Annotated in this window: 11 protein-coding genes; 7 read left to right on the plus strand and 4 right to left on the minus strand. The window is 44.6% G+C overall.

Going from position 1 to position 15,919, the window contains the following annotated elements; all coding sequences use genetic code 11:
* The first annotated feature begins 62 nt into the window (after positions 1 to 62).
* From NDI33_RS20175 to NDI33_RS20185, 3 genes are all read left to right on the plus strand, one after another.
* Positions 63 to 1,070 carry a Rieske 2Fe-2S domain-containing protein gene (locus NDI33_RS20175; protein ID WP_190673944.1) on the plus strand — a complete coding sequence of 336 codons (1,008 nt, stop codon included), beginning with the start codon at positions 63 to 65 and terminating at the stop codon, positions 1,068 to 1,070.
* Between the two features lie 158 nt (positions 1,071 to 1,228).
* Entirely contained in the window at positions 1,229 to 1,528 is a 300-nt protein-coding gene (locus NDI33_RS20180) for a 2Fe-2S iron-sulfur cluster-binding protein (protein WP_190435637.1), read from the plus strand.
* A 55-nt stretch (positions 1,529 to 1,583) separates the two neighbouring features.
* The gene (locus NDI33_RS20185) at positions 1,584 to 2,606 is read left to right on the plus strand and encodes a Rieske 2Fe-2S domain-containing protein (protein WP_190673869.1); all 1,023 of its coding nucleotides are present in this window, start codon (positions 1,584 to 1,586) and stop codon (positions 2,604 to 2,606) included.
* 33 nt (positions 2,607 to 2,639) lie between these two features.
* Here NDI33_RS20185 and NDI33_RS20190 read toward each other — a convergent pair whose 3' ends face one another.
* Positions 2,640 to 2,825, minus strand: coding sequence for a hypothetical protein (locus NDI33_RS20190; protein ID WP_190413389.1), 186 nt, complete (start codon positions 2,823 to 2,825; stop codon positions 2,640 to 2,642).
* Between the two features lie 146 nt (positions 2,826 to 2,971).
* On the opposite strand from NDI33_RS20190, the gene NDI33_RS20195 reads away from it, so the two are divergent.
* The 4 genes from NDI33_RS20195 (at position 2,972) to NDI33_RS20210 (ending at position 6,179) form a co-directional block, all read left to right on the plus strand.
* On the plus strand, positions 2,972 to 3,703 hold the full coding sequence (locus NDI33_RS20195) for a sterol desaturase family protein (protein ID WP_190673872.1): 732 nt from the start codon (positions 2,972 to 2,974) through the stop codon (positions 3,701 to 3,703).
* A gap of 59 nt (positions 3,704 to 3,762) precedes the next feature.
* Positions 3,763 to 4,371 (plus strand): acyl transferase, encoded by a 609-nt coding sequence (locus tag NDI33_RS20200; protein ID WP_190673874.1) that lies wholly within the window; start codon positions 3,763 to 3,765, stop codon positions 4,369 to 4,371.
* Complete coding sequence (locus NDI33_RS20205) at positions 4,368 to 4,556, plus strand: hypothetical protein (RefSeq protein WP_190673877.1); 189 nt, start codon at positions 4,368 to 4,370, stop codon at positions 4,554 to 4,556. The genes NDI33_RS20200 and NDI33_RS20205 overlap by 4 nt, the downstream gene beginning before the upstream one ends.
* A 78-nt stretch (positions 4,557 to 4,634) precedes the next feature.
* On the plus strand, positions 4,635 to 6,179 hold the full coding sequence (locus NDI33_RS20210; protein ID WP_190673946.1) for a GH3 auxin-responsive promoter family protein: 1,545 nt from the start codon (positions 4,635 to 4,637) through the stop codon (positions 6,177 to 6,179).
* A 59-nt stretch (positions 6,180 to 6,238) separates the two neighbouring features.
* Here NDI33_RS20210 and NDI33_RS20215 read toward each other — a convergent pair whose 3' ends face one another.
* The 3 genes from NDI33_RS20215 to NDI33_RS20225 are packed head-to-tail and all read right to left on the minus strand — an operon-like array spanning position 6,239 to position 15,821.
* Positions 6,239 to 8,221 (minus strand): diguanylate cyclase, encoded by a 1,983-nt coding sequence (locus NDI33_RS20215; protein ID WP_190673890.1) that lies wholly within the window; start codon positions 8,219 to 8,221, stop codon positions 6,239 to 6,241.
* A 15-nt stretch (positions 8,222 to 8,236) separates the two neighbouring features.
* Positions 8,237 to 10,210: an adenylate/guanylate cyclase domain-containing protein gene (locus NDI33_RS20220; protein ID WP_190673893.1), complete on the minus strand. Its 1,974-nt coding sequence runs from the start codon at positions 10,208 to 10,210 to the stop codon at positions 8,237 to 8,239.
* 4 nt (positions 10,211 to 10,214) lie between these two features.
* Entirely contained in the window at positions 10,215 to 15,821 is a 5,607-nt protein-coding gene (locus tag NDI33_RS20225; RefSeq protein WP_190673896.1) for a PAS domain S-box protein, read from the minus strand.
* Positions 15,822 to 15,919: the final 98 nt, after the last annotated feature.

Consider the following 15,919-nt stretch of genomic DNA (forward strand, 5'->3'; position numbering starts at 1 on the left):
CATATTTCCTACTTTTTCATATGAACGAGTCTCAAAATCTAAACACGCAACCCCTTTTGAAAATGAAAATATTTAACAATTGGGATGTTGTTGCTAAAGGCTGGTACATTGCTTGCCCTAGCCGAGAGGTTCCTCAAGGCAAAGCAACATCCTTGGAAATATGCGGACAAAAAATTGTTGTCTTTCGCGGACAAGATGGAAAAGTTCGCGCTTTAGATGCTTATTGTCCTCACCTGGGAACCGATTTAGGAATTGGGCGCGTTGATGGAAATTCGATTCGTTGTTTTTTCCATCATTGGGCATTTGATGGAGAAGGAAAGTGTCAAGATATCCCCTGCCAATCGGCGATTCCTGAAAAAGCTCGCCTTCAATCTTATGCTACTGATGAAAAATACGGTTTGATTTGGGTGTATCCAGATTCAAAAGCACCAGAAGGTGTGGCAGAATTTGATGAACTTAAAGGCAAATCAATTGTAACAGTATACGACAAAGCATTTGAGCGGAGTTGTCATCATCACATTTGTATGATGAATGGCATTGATGCTCAACATTTACAAACTGTTCACAAAGTAGATATCAATATGAATCTATCCTTGCATCAGAATCAATCTGGCAATGTGATAGATTTTACCCTTCAAGGGGAGTTTCCTAAAACTACTCGGAGAGAACGCTTGGGACGAAAAATTCTCGGCGATACTTATGAGTATTCTATGAGGTATGCGGATGGCTGTATCGGACTTTTAACGATGATGAAGAATGTTCGGCTTTTTCCTTCACTGCACATGATTTACGCCTATACTCCAGTTGCACCTGGAAGAACTCGTATTCAACCGATTTATGTGGCAGAGAAAAGAACAGGATTGTTTGGTTGGTTGGTGACGCAACTATTACTCTTGTTTACCCGTCTGGGATACTATGCTTTGAAAGGGGAAGATGGACAAATTTATGACAATATTCGTTATAATCCCAACGCACTTCTGAGTATTGATACGCCATTGGTTAAGTATATGCATTATGTGAATCAACTTAAAGTTTCTCTATGGTCTAAAGATTTTAGTATTACAAAATAAACGGTTTTAAATATATTAACTTTGTTAGCTACAACAACATTTTGTTTACGAACCGCCAAGGACGCGAAGTACGCGAAGGAAGAAGAAGAGAAAGAAGAGGTTAGTTATTATTTTTATTGTTATCAAATTAAGCTTTAATCCCAAATTTTGAATTAAATATGAATGAGCAATGCTGTATCATCCGCTTTCCAGGGACAGATTATTCTCCCCTAACCTTGGAGAAGCACTCTAATCTTTCGGAGCATCTGACGGTGCAAAATTCTCCGGTACTCTTTGGATGTCGTACCGGGATTTGTGGGACGTGCCTTGTAGTTATAAAAGGGAAGATTCCTGCTCCAAGTGAAGATGAAAAGGAGGTGTTGGAAACTCTAGCGCCAGGAAATAATCAAGTAAGGTTGGCTTGTCAGTTGGATCTCAGCAGTGACCTTGAAATCTTTGCTTTTGATAATAAAGAATGAAGCCAAAAAATCTTCTATTTCTTATTGTTAATTTTTAATTTATTGTGGAGGATTAGTGAAATTTGAAGATTTCTGGTATGTTGTGGCACTCAGCGAACAACTAAAGCCGAATACTGTGCTAGAACGCACGGTTTTGGGGGAATGGCTGGCAGTTTTTCGAGGAGATGACGGAAAACCAGTGGCATTGCGCGATCGCTGTATGCACAGAAATAGCCGTCTCTCTAAAGGAAAAGTCTGTCAGGGAACGCTCCAATGTCCCTACCACGGCTGGGTTTATGACAAAACTGGGAAGGTAGTTGCTGTCCCCGCAGAGGGAGAAGACTTTAAGGTGACTCATGCTCGTCGCACTCAGCATTATGACACCAGAGAGCAGGATGGATATGTCTATGTGAGGCTGGCACAAAAGCCGAGTGAGGAGTTTGAGCCTTTTCAAATGCCTTACTACGGAAAGCCTGGATGGGAGACGGTACGGGTTATTAACCGTTTTCGGAACAACGTTACCAACTGTGCGGAAAATTTTATCGATATTCCTCACACCGCCTCGGTTCACCCTGGGGTATTTCGCACTTCTCGCAAGCAAAAGCTGGAAATGACGGTAGAGAGGCGAAGTGGCTCAGTTTTCGCAGAATACCGCAACGAAACGACAAACCTCGGCTGGTATACCCGCTTTCTAAATCGGAAAGGTTACGAGATCCGGCACACGGATAGTTTTCATATGCCAAACGTTACCAGCGTGGAATATGATATGGCACCGAAAAGAAGGCTGTTTATTACCAGCCAGTCGATTCCGGAAGCGGAGGATTCAACTCTCGTTTATACAGACGTAACTTTTAACTACGGCATTTGGAACAAGATTGCGCGTCCCTTTGTTCGCTGGACTGCCCAATATATTATCCGTCAGGATGTGGAAGCGCTTGGTATTCAGCAAGAGGTAATCGAAAAGTACGGCACCCAGTTTGCCAATACGCCAGCTGACACAATCCACGTCCTAGTTGAATCGATTCGGAGCAAGATTGAAGCAGGAGAAGATCCTAGAACTCTCTTGGATAAGTCTGTTCAAGTAACCTTCTGGGTTTAATTCGGTGGAAGTATATCAATGCTTGTAAAAACATCACTTGGCATCCGGAACCCCACCCCAACCCACCCCGTTAACGGGAAGGGAGAGATCGTACTTCCCTCCGTTAATGGGAGATAAGGGGGGTTCTGTGCAAATTTTCACAATTGAGATGCTCCCAATCCGATTTTGAATTTTGGATTGGGAACTATAAGAGAGCGATCGCGTTTTTTCGGAAGTCATCTCAAATTCGTCGAAGAATCTCACCCCGCCTCCGGCACCCCTCTCCGTTAACGGAAAGGGGTTGGGGGTGAGGTTCTAAATAATGAAGATTCAAACGAATTCAAGATCGGGCAACATTCCCTAAATTGTAAATTGAGCGATTAGCGATGGGAGTATTCTTTACTTTTGCGATTTTAATGACGCTGACTGTGGCGAATCAGCGCAGTTTTACTGCCTTGCGAATGAGAACCTATGAGGACTGGATTTTAGATGCTGTTGGTCTGTTTTTTCAGGGTGTTCTCATCCCAATTCTTCAGCTCACAGTAGTTTACCATCTGTACCACTATCTTCTACCCAGCGATCGCGCCTTGCTTGCTCTGCCTCCAGTCGCAGCATTCTTGCTGAGCTTCGTGTTTGTGGATTACATCTACTACTGGAACCATCGCTTGCTCCATAGTCGGTGGCTCTGGTCTCTCCACGCGGTTCATCATACCAGCACCGAAATGAATGTCTTGTCTACCTCCAGAAATACCCTGTGGACGAGCTTTTTGATCGTCTACTTATGGGTTCACGCTCTATTTATTTATCTGCTGCAAGATCCCACTTGGTACATCGCCGGTGTCAGTCTTAGCTCAGCTTTAGACTTATGGCGTCACAGCACCATAACTCCAACACCAAACTCTTGGCTATATCGCTGGCTATCGGCTTTGCTGATAGTACCCCAAGATCATGCTTGGCACCACGCCAGCAGATCAGTTTGTGGCAATTACGGAGCCAACTTTAAGCTTTGGGATTGGATGCACGGAACGTATTACAAAAGCGATCGCGTACCGGATTCTTTGGGGGTCAAAATCAACCTCACCTTAACTCAGAAGCTACTGTGGCCTTGGAAGAATTAGCAATTAAAAATTAAAAAATTGAGTTCTTCATTTTTAATGCAAGCATTTTTAATTTCACTATGACTTTCCTCGGCACAATACTCTCCTGTTTTCCCGCCTTAGTTATCCTGATTGCGATCGCGTCTTTTCTGGGGATCTGCTTCTTTCCAGGAATCTTCAGCATCTCAGCTTTTTTCCTTTCTCTGTATGGGTTTCCCCTGTTGGTGTATCGCCTCCACGAGCGTTTTTACCCAGTTAAGGAAGGGATCAGCTATCTCGGCAGCAAAGAGTATTCACCTTGGTGGGGAAGTCATCAGATTCAACTTATCTACATTGCGTTTCCAGCGCTGGAAACGTTGATACGCCTAATTCCCGGTGCTTTTTCTCTATGGCTGAGATTGTGGGGAGCCAAGGTTGGTAAAAGCGTTTACTGGACACCGCAGTTAGAAATTGCCGATCGCGGACTGATTGAGGTAGGCGATCGCGCAGTTTTCGGTCACGGAGTTGGCATCTACTCCCACATCATTAAACCTAGAAAACAGGACTTGATGCTGTATGTCAAAAAAGTGAAAATCGGCAGCAATGTCTTCCTAGGAGCCTGGAATCACATTGGCCCCGGAGTTGTAGTTGAGGAAGGAACCTACGTTCCGGTTGCTACCCACATCTATCCCAACAAGAAATTCAAGTGATATCCTTCCCTGACATCTTGCACCTGGCGGTTGAAACCGCAGCTACACAAACGAAACCTGCCTACGCAGGTTACAGAAGCCTTTATTTTCCGTTAGTCCGCGCTTTTCTGACGGGGAATGCGATCGCTCCAGAATTCTATTCTGAGGACTTGGCGCAAGATGTGAGCTTCCGGCTCCCCTCTTAACTTCCGGCTCTTCTCTCCGTTGACGGAGAGGGGCTGGGGATGAGGTTCCAAATTAATCCCCCAAACAAATTTGATATGATGCGCCCTATTGTCAAGCTTTTCGGACAACTTCTCTCCCCCTACGCCAAGGGCTTTTTGCAAGCACTAGAAAATCCCGAAAGAACGCAGCAATCTGTTCAGGAGGAAATTGTAGACAATCTTGCCAAGAGTGAATATGGCAAATTTTTAGGTATCCGATCGGTTGCAGATTGGCATCGCATTCCGATTGTTAACTACGACGATCTCAAAGAGTGGATCGAGCGGCAAAAAACAACCCAGCAGCCAATCTTGACACCAGAATCGATTCTCTTTTACGAAAAGACTTCCGGAAGTAGTGGCTCGGCAAAATCCATTCCTTACACCAAATCTCTTCGAGCTACCTTTAACCAGATGTTCTGTGTTTGGGCACATGATCTGATTCAGCATGGCCCAGGATTTTCTACGGGTAAGATATACTTCTGCATCTCTCCCCGGCTTGATACGGCAAGCCCAAATAGCATTCCCGTCGCATTGGAGGATGATTCGGAATATCTGGACGAATGGTTAATGTTATTTCTTCGTCCTTTTCTGGTTTCTCCTCCCGGATTGAATCGCCTTCGCAATGCAGAGGAATTCAAGGAGAAACTTGCCCACGCGCTCCTACTCGAAGAAAATCTGGAAGTTATCTCGATTTGGAGTCCAAGTTTCCTTCGCGTACAACTCGACTACATCCAGACGCATCGAGTACGGCTGTGGAAAGAACTCAAAAATAAAATGTCAGCAAAGCGCTCTAAACTCCTCTTGGAGCCAGAGATTCCGTGGACGCTGCTTTGGGAAGAATTGAAGCTTATTTCCTGCTGGGATAGCGCGAATGCTGCGGATGGTGCAGGGTTTTTGCGATCGCTGTTTCCGGGTGTCATGGTGCAGGGAAAAGGACTCCTCGCCACCGAAGCACCGATGACAATTCCCCTAATTGAGGCAAAGGGATGCGTCCCGATGCTCGATCAGGTGTTCTTTGAGTTTGAGGATGGAGAGGGGAAAATCCACCGACTTCACGAGATTGTGGCGGGGATTGACTACGAGATCATTATTTCTCAGAAAGGGGGATTGTACCGCTACCGAATTGGCGATCGCGTGCGCGTCAGCCACTTTTATCAAGGAACGCCGTGTCTGGAATTTTTGGGGAGAAATCAAGCAACAAGCGATCTCGTGGGTGAGAAGCTGCATTCTGAATTCGTGCGTTCTGTCATTGAGGATTTGGCGCTAGAAAAAACGTTTTTCAAGAGTTTGGTACCTGTCAGAAAGCCAGTGGATCGTTATATTCTTTTGCTCGACACTGCCAAAGAGTCACCCGATGCGATCGCTCAACGGTTAGATGATGCTTTGATGCGATCGCACCAGTATCGACAAGCTCGACTTTTAGGACAGCTGGCTCCAGCGCGGGTGCTGGTCTCAAGACAAATCCCGGAAATTCTCACCCTGTATGGGATGCGAGCTGGCAAGAAATGGGGAGACTTGAAACATCCTCTGTTAGCGATCGCACCCCTTGAGGAAGAATTACTCGTCGAACTAGAAAAAGCCTCTCAGAACAGTTGTTTTCGCTGACATCTTCTCTAGAGATTTTGAGCCAGGAGTTGCATACATAGAAAGGAAAAACCGAGTGGTTACACTCGCGCTACGCGATCGCGCCCCTCTTTTTTGGCTGCATAAAGTGCCGCATCAGCCGCATTAATTAGATGTTGCGGCAACAGTTCTAAATTGGGTACACTACTCGCCACGCCTAAACTGACGGTTACATAGCCGCACACTTTAGACTGACTGTGGGGAAGCGCCAAGTTACTAACTGCCTGTCGAATCGCCTCTGCTACGAAAACCGCTCCTTCAATATCAGTGTTGGGAAGAATTACGGCAAATTCTTCCCCACCATATCGCGCCACTAAATCCGCGGGACGCCGGACAACACTTTTAATCGCACCAGCTACCTGCCGCAAACAATCATCCCCTGCCAGATGACCGTAAGCATCGTTGTAGCGTTTGAAAAAATCCACATCTAACAAAATCAAAGACAGCGGTGCTTGTTCCCGTCTTAGTCGCTTCCAGTCAGTATTCAGACACTCATCAAATCGGCGACGATTCGCAATCTGAGTTAAGCCGTCTAGGTTAGCGAGTTGCCGGAGTTCCCGGTTGGCAGACTGCACATATTGGTAGAGTTGGGATTGATGAATTGCGATCGCTACCTGATTTGCCAACTGAGACAACAAATCCACTTCAAATGGCTGCCAGTCACGAGGAGCAGCACACTGGTGAGCAATCAGTAACCCCCACAGACGTTCTTCTTTCAAAACCGGCATTGCTACAACAGCTTTGACCTGATAGCGTTGGAAAAACTCAATCCCATCACCTGTAAAATTAAACTTTTCAATATTGTCCAAAACGATTGGGAATCCCTGAAAAAAAGTGCTAAAACCTTCTTGAATCCAGGATGGATTCACAGTCTGTCCTAACATGTGAGGGTAGTTTTTACCAACTGATTCTGCTACAAAGGTGCCGTTATTGTTAGCGGCGAACTGGTAGATAGCTACCCGATCCGAAAGCAAACACTGTCGAATGCTGTTGACTGTCGCATCCAGAATCTCGTCTAAATTCAGCGATTGGCGAATTTGTTGGGTAACTTCAGCAATTAGCCGTTCCCGTGCTGCTTGTTGTCGCAACACTTCCTCTGCTTTCTTGCGCTGAATCATCGAGCCTAATTGGGTCGCGACTGCATTGACGAGTTGGAGCGATCGCTCATCCGGCGTGATTTCCTGCTCATGAAAAAATATCAAAACTGCCAGCACTTGATGGTCAAAGGCGATTGGAATTCCTAAGACTCCTTTAAGTCCCGCTTGCTTAGCAATTTGACTCCGCAGAAAAAGGGTCGAGTTCTCCTGCGTTATGTCTGCGATCCATTCCACTTGTTGGGACAGCCACACTCGTCCTGGCAATCCCTCCCCAAGAGAAAAACGAAACGCCTCACTCTGGCGTCGAAATTCATCAAAACGGATATCCTCGTACCAACATCGGCAATATTCAAGTACAGTCCCCTTCGAGGAAGGCATCCATACTTCCCCAATATCCCAACCGAGATTTTGACAAAGATTGATTAAAATGACTTCTAATGCTTCTTCTACATCAGCAGCAGAACTAATTGCTTGAGTTGTAGTCAGTAAAAGTTGTAATTGTGTATTCTGAGTTTGCATCTGTAACTGAAACCGACGCAGCCGTAATTGATGTTCAATTCGTACTAAAACCTCAATTGGCTCAATCGGTTTGGTGACGTAATCTACTGCCCCCAATGTAAAAGCATTCACCTTATCAAAGGTTGCATCTAAAGCACTGATGAAAATAACTGGGATACTACAGGTTTGCTCTGAGGCTTTCAACTGTCGGCAAACTTCATACCCATCCATATCCGGCATTTTGATATCGAGCAAAATTAAATCGGCAGGGCTTGCCTGAACTGATTGCAGCGCTAGCTTACCACTCAGAGCAACACGCACTTTATATCCATGATTTGACAAAATTTTAGTTAGCAAACTAACATTTGCTGGAGTATCGTCTACTACCAGTATTTTCTCTTTTAATTTTAAATCTTGACCCTGATCCATAAAGTGTTTTTATCGTTATTTTTGACCAATCAGCAGATAAGTCATCATCTCCCCCTTCCCTTTTATTGAAATAGTCCCTCGTTCTTGGAAAAGGAACTGTTCTTTTAAGCGTTCGTAAACGGCAGCCGTTACCTGAGTTTGACCAGGAATCCCACTTGACTCCATCCGGGAAGCCACATTCACGGTATCTCCCCATAAGTCATAGCTGAATTTTGTTAAACCAATTACTCCAGCAACTACAGGTCCAATATTAATTCCTATACGAAGACTGAACTTTTCATTAATTTGGGTATTGAATCTAGCAATAAAACTTTGCATATCCAACGCTATCTTGGCAATTGATGAGGCATGATCCGCTCTTAGTATTGGTAGTCCTCCTACTACCATATATGCATCTCCAATTGTTTTTATTTTTTCTAATCCATGTCGATTAGACAACAAGTCAAATTCAATAAAAATTTGATTGAGGATTTCTACGAGTTCAGTTGGAGTCTTTGTGGATGCAAAGTTAGTAAACCCTACTAAATCAGCAAATAAAACACTAACATCAGAAAAACTATCGGCAATAACTTGTTGCTTTTGTTGTAACCGCTCTGCAATTGGTTTAGGTAATATATTTAATAAAAGTTTTTCTGTTTGCTTTTGAGCCAACTTTCGCTCTGTGATATCAGAAACCGTTCCCTCATAATAGAGAAGTTTTTCTTTTGAATCGCAGACTGAACGCGCGTTTTCAGAAATCCAAATAATTGCCCCATCTCGGCGGTAAACTTGAGACTCAAATCCCCTGACAGCATGATTAGAATTCATTTGTTCTATAAATTCACGCCGTCGATTCGAGTTAACATAAAGTTGTTTTTCAATATTTTGAATACTGTTTATTAATTCTTCTGGAGATTCATACCCATAAATTTTCGCCAGTGCTAAGTTAGCGCTCAAATAACGCCCGCAAGGTGTTGTTTGATAAATTCCTTCTACTGCATTTTCAACAATACTGTGATAGCGTTCTTGAGTAATTCTGAGAATTTCTTCAGTTTGCTTGTGATAGATTAAAGGACTTAATTGTGTAGCTACTGCGGTTACTAAATTAATGGTATGTAAATTAATCGGAACCGACCCTTTTTTATAGAAAATCAGAATAGCTAATACTCGTTCGTTTAGTATAATGGGCACTCCAAAAGCAGATGCTAAACTAGCATCTTCTATTTCCTCGCCTAAAATTGGCAAATCTCCGGAATTTAGAATTTTTTCTACCCATTCTGCTTTTTTAGAAACAAATATTTTACCTGGCAACCCTAGATTAGGAGCCAAGGTAACTGTTCTATTTTGTTTTTTAAAATCCCAGAAACTAGCGTGGCTAGAATACCAATTTTGACTGCATTCTAAAATATTATTATCTTCGGTGGGCAACCAAGCTTCACCATAATCCCATTGAATTGTTATCCCAACTAAGCGCAGTACAGCTTGTAACACGGAAGGAACATTATTTTTGCGACTAATCGCTTGAGTCGTTGCGAGTAAAAGACGAAGTTCAACTTCTGCTTTTCGCCGTGAATCTAGGTGTTCTTGCAATAGCTTATTTTGCTCTATTAGTTGCATTTTTAGCTCTCGAATGCGTAGCTGATTCTCGATTCTGGCTAATACTTCTAAACGTTTAAAGGGTTTGGTTATATAGTCAATACCACCAACTGTAAAGGCGTTTACTTTGTTATTCGTATCATCTAAAGCACTAATGAAAATAACTGGAATGTCGCGAGTTTTCTCAGAAGCTTTTAGACGTTGACAAACTTCATATCCATTCATTTCTGGCATATTGATATCAAGCAAAATCAAATCAGGAGGATTTGAATTGCAAGCGTTGAGTGCGAGTTGACCGCTAGGTACAACTCGCACTTTGTAAGACTTTTCAGATAAGATGTGGAAGAGAAGTTTTAAATTTGCGGGATTATCATCAACTACTAGGATATTAGGTCTGGCGATAGGTGCTTCCATCGGATTATAAGTCTTTCACAGATTGAATCAATATCAACAATTGCTCAAACTGGTATTGATTAACTAATGTCATTAAAGTTTTTGACAACACATCATTTTTGGGGTGCAATTCCTCAATCAGTGTAGCGATAATTTCTAAATCTCCCTCAACAAGAGCCTGATATAAATCTTCTAACCAATTTTTAGGTAAATCAGCCAAGTCGGCAGTATTTAAGACTGGCATTTCCAGTATTTTTTTCTCAGGTGTAGCAGCCATTTCCTCATAAGTAAAAGAGACATCTAAATGCTTGTGGATAGCATTAAAGATATCTTCCTCTCGAAAAGGTTTGCGGATAAAATCATCACATCCAGCTTCAATAACAGATGCTTTATCTTCATTTAAGGCGCTGGCAGTCAGGGCAATAATCGCAGTACGAGAATTGGCTAATGTCTTTTGAACTGAAGGTTTCTGATTCTCTCGCTTTCTAATCTGTTTAGTGGCTTCATAGCCATCCATTATCGGCATTCGTATATCCATCCAAATTAGATGAGGTGAACTACGTTCCCAGATTTCTAATGCTTCTTTGCCATTAGAGGCTTCTAGTAATTCAAAGCCAAGAGGCTGGAGGAGTTTAAGCAGCAGTTGGCGATTAAAATCGCTATCATCTGCGATTAGTATTTGATAGCGAGGTTGCTGGGGTGCGAGTGCAATAACGCGGCGGTTTTGGAGGGGGATTGTAATCTCGCTGGCAGCGATAATATTTGCTTGAATGTTAAACTTAAACGTTGTTCCTTTTGCAAATAAAGCACTCGCATCGTCACTAAATTCCCTGATAGGGGTTCCAGGAGTGAAAACTTTGCCACCACTAATGAGGGTGATTTCACCTCCCATTAAATGGATAAATTGACGGCTAATTGTCAATCCTAAACCAGTTCCTTCTTGTACTTGTTGACCAGCGGCTGTTTGCTCGAAAGGTTTGAATACTTTGTCAAGTTCTTCGGAAGAAATACCGGCTCCCGTATCGGAAACTTCAAAAATAATTGAGGAAAGGGGAGAGAAAGAAGGAAATTCGGAATTTGTTGTCCCTAATTTCACTTTAACTAAGACTGTTCCGGAATCGGTAAATTTAACGGCGTTACTTAGTAAGTTAATCAACACTTGACGCAACTTAACTTCATCTGTGCGGAGGTATCGGGGAACATCAACATCACAATCAAATTTTAGGTTTAAGCTCTTTTCTGTAGCTTTCAAAGAAAACATCGCTTCGACATCATTTAGCAAGCTGTAAAGATCGAAGTTATTTTCACTCAGCGTCATGCGTCCAGCTTCAATTTTGGACAGGTCAAGGACTTGGTTAATCAGTGTCAGCAGGTGTTCTCCACTGCGACGAATGATCGTGAGATTTTCTTGCTGTTCTGTTGAAAGATTGGGGGCACGACTCATGAGGTGGGAAAAGCCTAAGATGGCGTTGAGGGGGGTTCGGAGTTCGTGACTCATGTTGGCGAGAAAGATGCTTTTGGCGCGGTTAGCAGCCTCAGCGGCTTCTTTGGCTCGTTCAAGTTCAGCTTCTACTATTTTACGAGTGGTAATATCGACTCCGATTCCTAAAACGCAGACTTTATCGCTTGCAGGTGGATGCAGAGGAATCTTTTGCCACTGAAACCATTTATCTTGGTTATTTGCGCCTGTCACTTTTTCTTCGGGAATAAATAAGGCTTGACCCGTTTCAATGATAGAGCGGGTTTCTTGGAGGAAATGCTCAACATCCTCTAAGAATGGATGGAAGTCTACATCCCGTTTACCCACCAGTTCTTCGACAGTCGTGTTGTAGAGCTTGGCAGCAGCTTTGTTAAGCAGCACAAAGCGTCCTTCCCAGTCTTTTACAAAAATGGTGTTGGGGTCATTATCAATTACCTTTCGCAGGAACTCTTGTTGCTGCCGAAGAGCTTCTTCAGCAATTTTGCGATCGCTAATATCTAGAAGTACCCCCCGCCAAATTATGCTGCCATCAGCTTGGGATTCCGGACGAGAGCTAGCTGCCAGCCAACGAGCGCTCCCATCTGGGTGTAGATACCGCCACTCATAATAGAAAGGCATTAAATTGTCGAGGCTGATTTTTAAAGCGGCGTTATAACCAGGGAGGTCTTCTGAGTGATATCGAGCTAATATGGCAGAGAAATTTTCCATCGCCTCGTGAGCGGAAATCCCTAAAAGTTCGCCACACCCTTCACTGATGTAGTCTAGAAAATGTCTGCCGTCAGCACAGTAAGTGTAGGTGAAAACCGCACCGGGAAGGTTATCGGCAAGGCTTCGCAAGCGAGCTTCGTTCTCCCGTAAAGCTTCTTCTATTCGTTTGCGATCGCTAATATCGATAGCATGACCGACAACTCGAAGTGCCTGTCCGTCTGCGCCTCGCACAACCACCCCATAATCGACCATGTGAGTGTAGCGATCTTCTCGGTGACGGAACCGATATTCAAGCATATACTCATTTTGATGAGCGATCGCCTGGGAAAACGTTCGCGAAACCTGCGGCAAATCCTCCGGATGGACGCGATCAACCCACCACTGACCTGTGAGTCCGGCTTCTTCGGGACGGTATCCACTCGTTTCATAGAGTCCCTGCGTCCGCAGAACAATATTCTGCTTCAGATCCCAGTCGTAAACATATCCTTTAATTGCCGATGCCGCTAGCTCAAAACGTTCGTTGCTCTCTTTGAGCGCTTGCTCTGCCCGTTTGCGCTCGGTGATGTCAATCGCCACACCTCCAACAAGGTGTTCTCCAGAAAGGTTCGCCAGCGGAAACTTGTATACCAGAAAATCCCCGATTGTGCCGTCCGTTCTGGGAGCTTGTTCGATCGCCTCTACTGACTGATTCGTTTGGATGACTTTCCGAATGTTTTCCAGATACTGTTGCGCGAATTCATCACTATAAAGCTCTGTAACAGTTTTTCCAACTACATAGCCTTCTGGGATTTGGAGTATCTGGCGGTAGGTTTTGCTAGAGAAAACAATTCGCCCATTTTCATCCGTGATCCAAGAAGCCGCCGGACTGTTATCCATGAACCCATGAAAACGGGCTTCGCTTTCTTTTAATGCCAGTTCTGCCTGTTTGCGAGCCGTAATATTCGCGAATGAAGATACCACTGCATACGGCAGAGATTCGCCAGCCCGAAATAGAGGTTGGGCGTTAATAGAAATCCAGGTTAAGCTACCCTCTGGCTTGTAAACTCCCATCACTACATCAGAGCAAGGTTCGCCAGTTCGTAGCGTCACCATTGCTGGATGTTCCTCCCCTGGAAAGGGCGAACCATCTTCACGAATGGCTCGCCAGCTGGGATCGAGGGAAGTTCGTTCCATCATTTGCTCGCGAGACAAGCCGAGAATTCTGTTAGCACTGGCGTTACAGGTATGGATAACACCGTTGGCATCCTGCAAAACAATGCCTTCTGCCATCGTTGTCACGACTGAACGATAGCGTTCTTCGCTTTCCTCTAAAGCAGCCGTGAAACGTTGGCGTTCTGTGATATCTCGCACGATACAAACCACTTCATCAGCACCACTTTTGACGATGCGTGTCTCGTAGTTGTGAATGCCATCGGGTTTTTCCACCTCGTGTTCGTAGGTTTGGCGCTCTCCGGTTTCAACTGCTACCCGAAAATACTCTAGCAGGTCATTTTTAACCTGTTCGGGCAACGGTAAATCCCATAAATTTCTGCCAATTAAAGCTTCAGGCAGCATCTGAAAGGCTTCTTCGCCTGCTTTTACGTCTAAATAAGTGCCGTCTATCCGGTGCCGGAACATTGCATCGGGAATCGCGCTCAAAAGCGCCTGCATTCGTTCTTCATTCTGATGCAAGGCTGCTTCTACCTGCTTTCGTTCGGCAATCTCCTGCTCTAGCTGGGCATTGGTTTGGGCTAGTTTAGCAGTGCGCTCTTGTACTTGGCTTTCTAAAGTACGGTTGTAGTCGGCAAGCAGATGTTCTGCTTGCTTGCGCCAGGTGATGTCAACGAGCAAGCCATCCCAAATAATGTCACCATTGGCTTGCTGTTCCGGGCGGGAAGTGGCTTGCACCCATTTCAAGTCACCAGAAAGCGAGGTAATGCGACCTTCCCAGTACCAAGGCTGCAAGTCTCTAGCAGAAACTAGGATGGTTTCATTTAGCAAAAGCAGGTCATCGGGATGCACCGCATTCCAGGCAATCTGAGGATTTTGGACGATCGCTTCTGGTTCATATCCATAGATATCACGAGCGCCAGAACTCATGTAAGTAAACTCATGGCTGCCGTTTGGATGGAGGATGTACCGGAAAATTACGCCCGGTACATTTTCCGCGAGATGGCGAAACTTCGCTTCGCTTTCCCGCAGCGCGGCTTCTGCTTGTTTGCGCTCCAGGTTTGCTATGTGCTGGTCTTCCAGACTGCGATAAGCGATCAGCGCAACCGCAGAGCCAGTCATGCCGATTAGCGGGGCAACGACAGGGAGCCACCAGCTAGCTAAAAAAGCGAGGTAACTGCCACCTGTCAGAATTCCCCCGATTAGGCAAATGCTAACCCCAGAGACGATCCATCTGGCAGCAACATTTTGTTTAAAGGGGTTGAAGCGAAGTAACGTCCAACTCACTCCACCACCAATGAAACACCAGATCAAAATCCATAAGGCTTCTTTTGGTTGAGACCAAACCTGGAGCAAAGGACGACCCTCTAAAGCACCACTCAAAATTTGACTGATTAAATTGGCATGAATGACGACGCCCGGTAATCGTTTGGGAGTCGCAAAGAGACTACTACTATAAGGGGTGAAGGAAAGGTCATTGAAGCTAGAGCCGATTGCGCCGATTAAGACAATGCGATCGCGTAAAAGATTGGGCGGGATGCGGTTCTCTAGAACATCCGTCATCGATACCGTGGAGAAATTTTCTAACATCCCCCGGTAGTTCAACAAAATCTGGTAGCCACCGGAATTAGCACGAACGTAACCGCCTTCATTTCCCGTAAATGGGGTAAATACAGCGTTCCCTAATCGCAATTTATTAGCACCAATGCTCTGGAGGCTAATCTTTTCTTTTTCCAGATACATTAAAGCCAGCTTTGCGCCTAAGCTCAGATGGGTTTTCCCATCAGATGTTCTAATAGACAACAACCCTCGACGGACTTTGCCATCTGCATCTAACACCAAATCCGCGAGTCCCACTTGGTTGAGACGATTCAACGCTGGGGGTGGAGCAACCGGATTTCCTACCGCTTTTTCGACACCCACTAGATTAGGCGTAGATTCAAATACTTTCACCAGTGCTTGATGACCAGGAGGGACTGGCAAATCTCGATAAATATCCAAGCCAATGGCTCTGGGTCGCTGAACTTTCAGTTTTGCGATCGCTTCAGCTAACAGAGCATCAGAAATAGGCCATCGTCCCACCTTTTCAATATCTGATTCATTGATAGTAATAATTACAATACGGGGATCGATTGGTTCACGAGGTCGCCAGCGAAAAAATTGATCCAATATCGCCAAGTCAAATATTTGCAGTACGCCTAAAGAACTTGTAGCGATGACTGTGCAAGCCACAATCGGAGCTGTAATCAGTAGCCCGCGCCATTGCCGAACTTGGTTTTTAAGTTTTTGTACCATTAATTTATGAGCATCAAAAATAAGAGGAAGGGGAAAAGGAAAATGCTTCTTCTTTCCCTATTCCCCTTATCGATTTTGGCAATTGATTGATGCTTGAA

It is taken from the genome of Trichocoleus sp. DQ-A1, from assembly GCF_039961955.1.
Classification (GTDB): domain Bacteria; phylum Cyanobacteriota; class Cyanobacteriia; order Cyanobacteriales; family FACHB-T130; genus FACHB-T130.

What these genes read in the sequence shown, in the direction of transcription:
- NDI33_RS20175 (WP_190673944.1), top strand. Translation starts at nt 63, where the DNA reads ATGAAAATATTTAACAATTGGGATGTTGTTGCTAAAGGCTGGTACATT.
- NDI33_RS20180 (WP_190435637.1), top strand. Translation starts at nt 1,229, where the DNA reads ATGAATGAGCAATGCTGTATCATCCGCTTTCCAGGGACAGATTATTCT.
- NDI33_RS20190 (WP_190413389.1), bottom strand. Translation starts at nt 2,825, where the DNA reads ATGACTTCCGAAAAAACGCGATCGCTCTCTTATAGTTCCCAATCCAAA.
- NDI33_RS20195 (WP_190673872.1), top strand. Translation starts at nt 2,972, where the DNA reads ATGGGAGTATTCTTTACTTTTGCGATTTTAATGACGCTGACTGTGGCG.
- NDI33_RS20200 (WP_190673874.1), top strand. Translation starts at nt 3,763, where the DNA reads ATGACTTTCCTCGGCACAATACTCTCCTGTTTTCCCGCCTTAGTTATC.
- NDI33_RS20210 (WP_190673946.1), top strand. Translation starts at nt 4,635, where the DNA reads ATGCGCCCTATTGTCAAGCTTTTCGGACAACTTCTCTCCCCCTACGCC.
- NDI33_RS20215 (WP_190673890.1), bottom strand. Translation starts at nt 8,221, where the DNA reads ATGGATCAGGGTCAAGATTTAAAATTAAAAGAGAAAATACTGGTAGTA.
- NDI33_RS20220 (WP_190673893.1), bottom strand. Translation starts at nt 10,210, where the DNA reads ATGGAAGCACCTATCGCCAGACCTAATATCCTAGTAGTTGATGATAAT.
- NDI33_RS20225 (WP_190673896.1), bottom strand. Translation starts at nt 15,821, where the DNA reads ATGGTACAAAAACTTAAAAACCAAGTTCGGCAATGGCGCGGGCTACTG.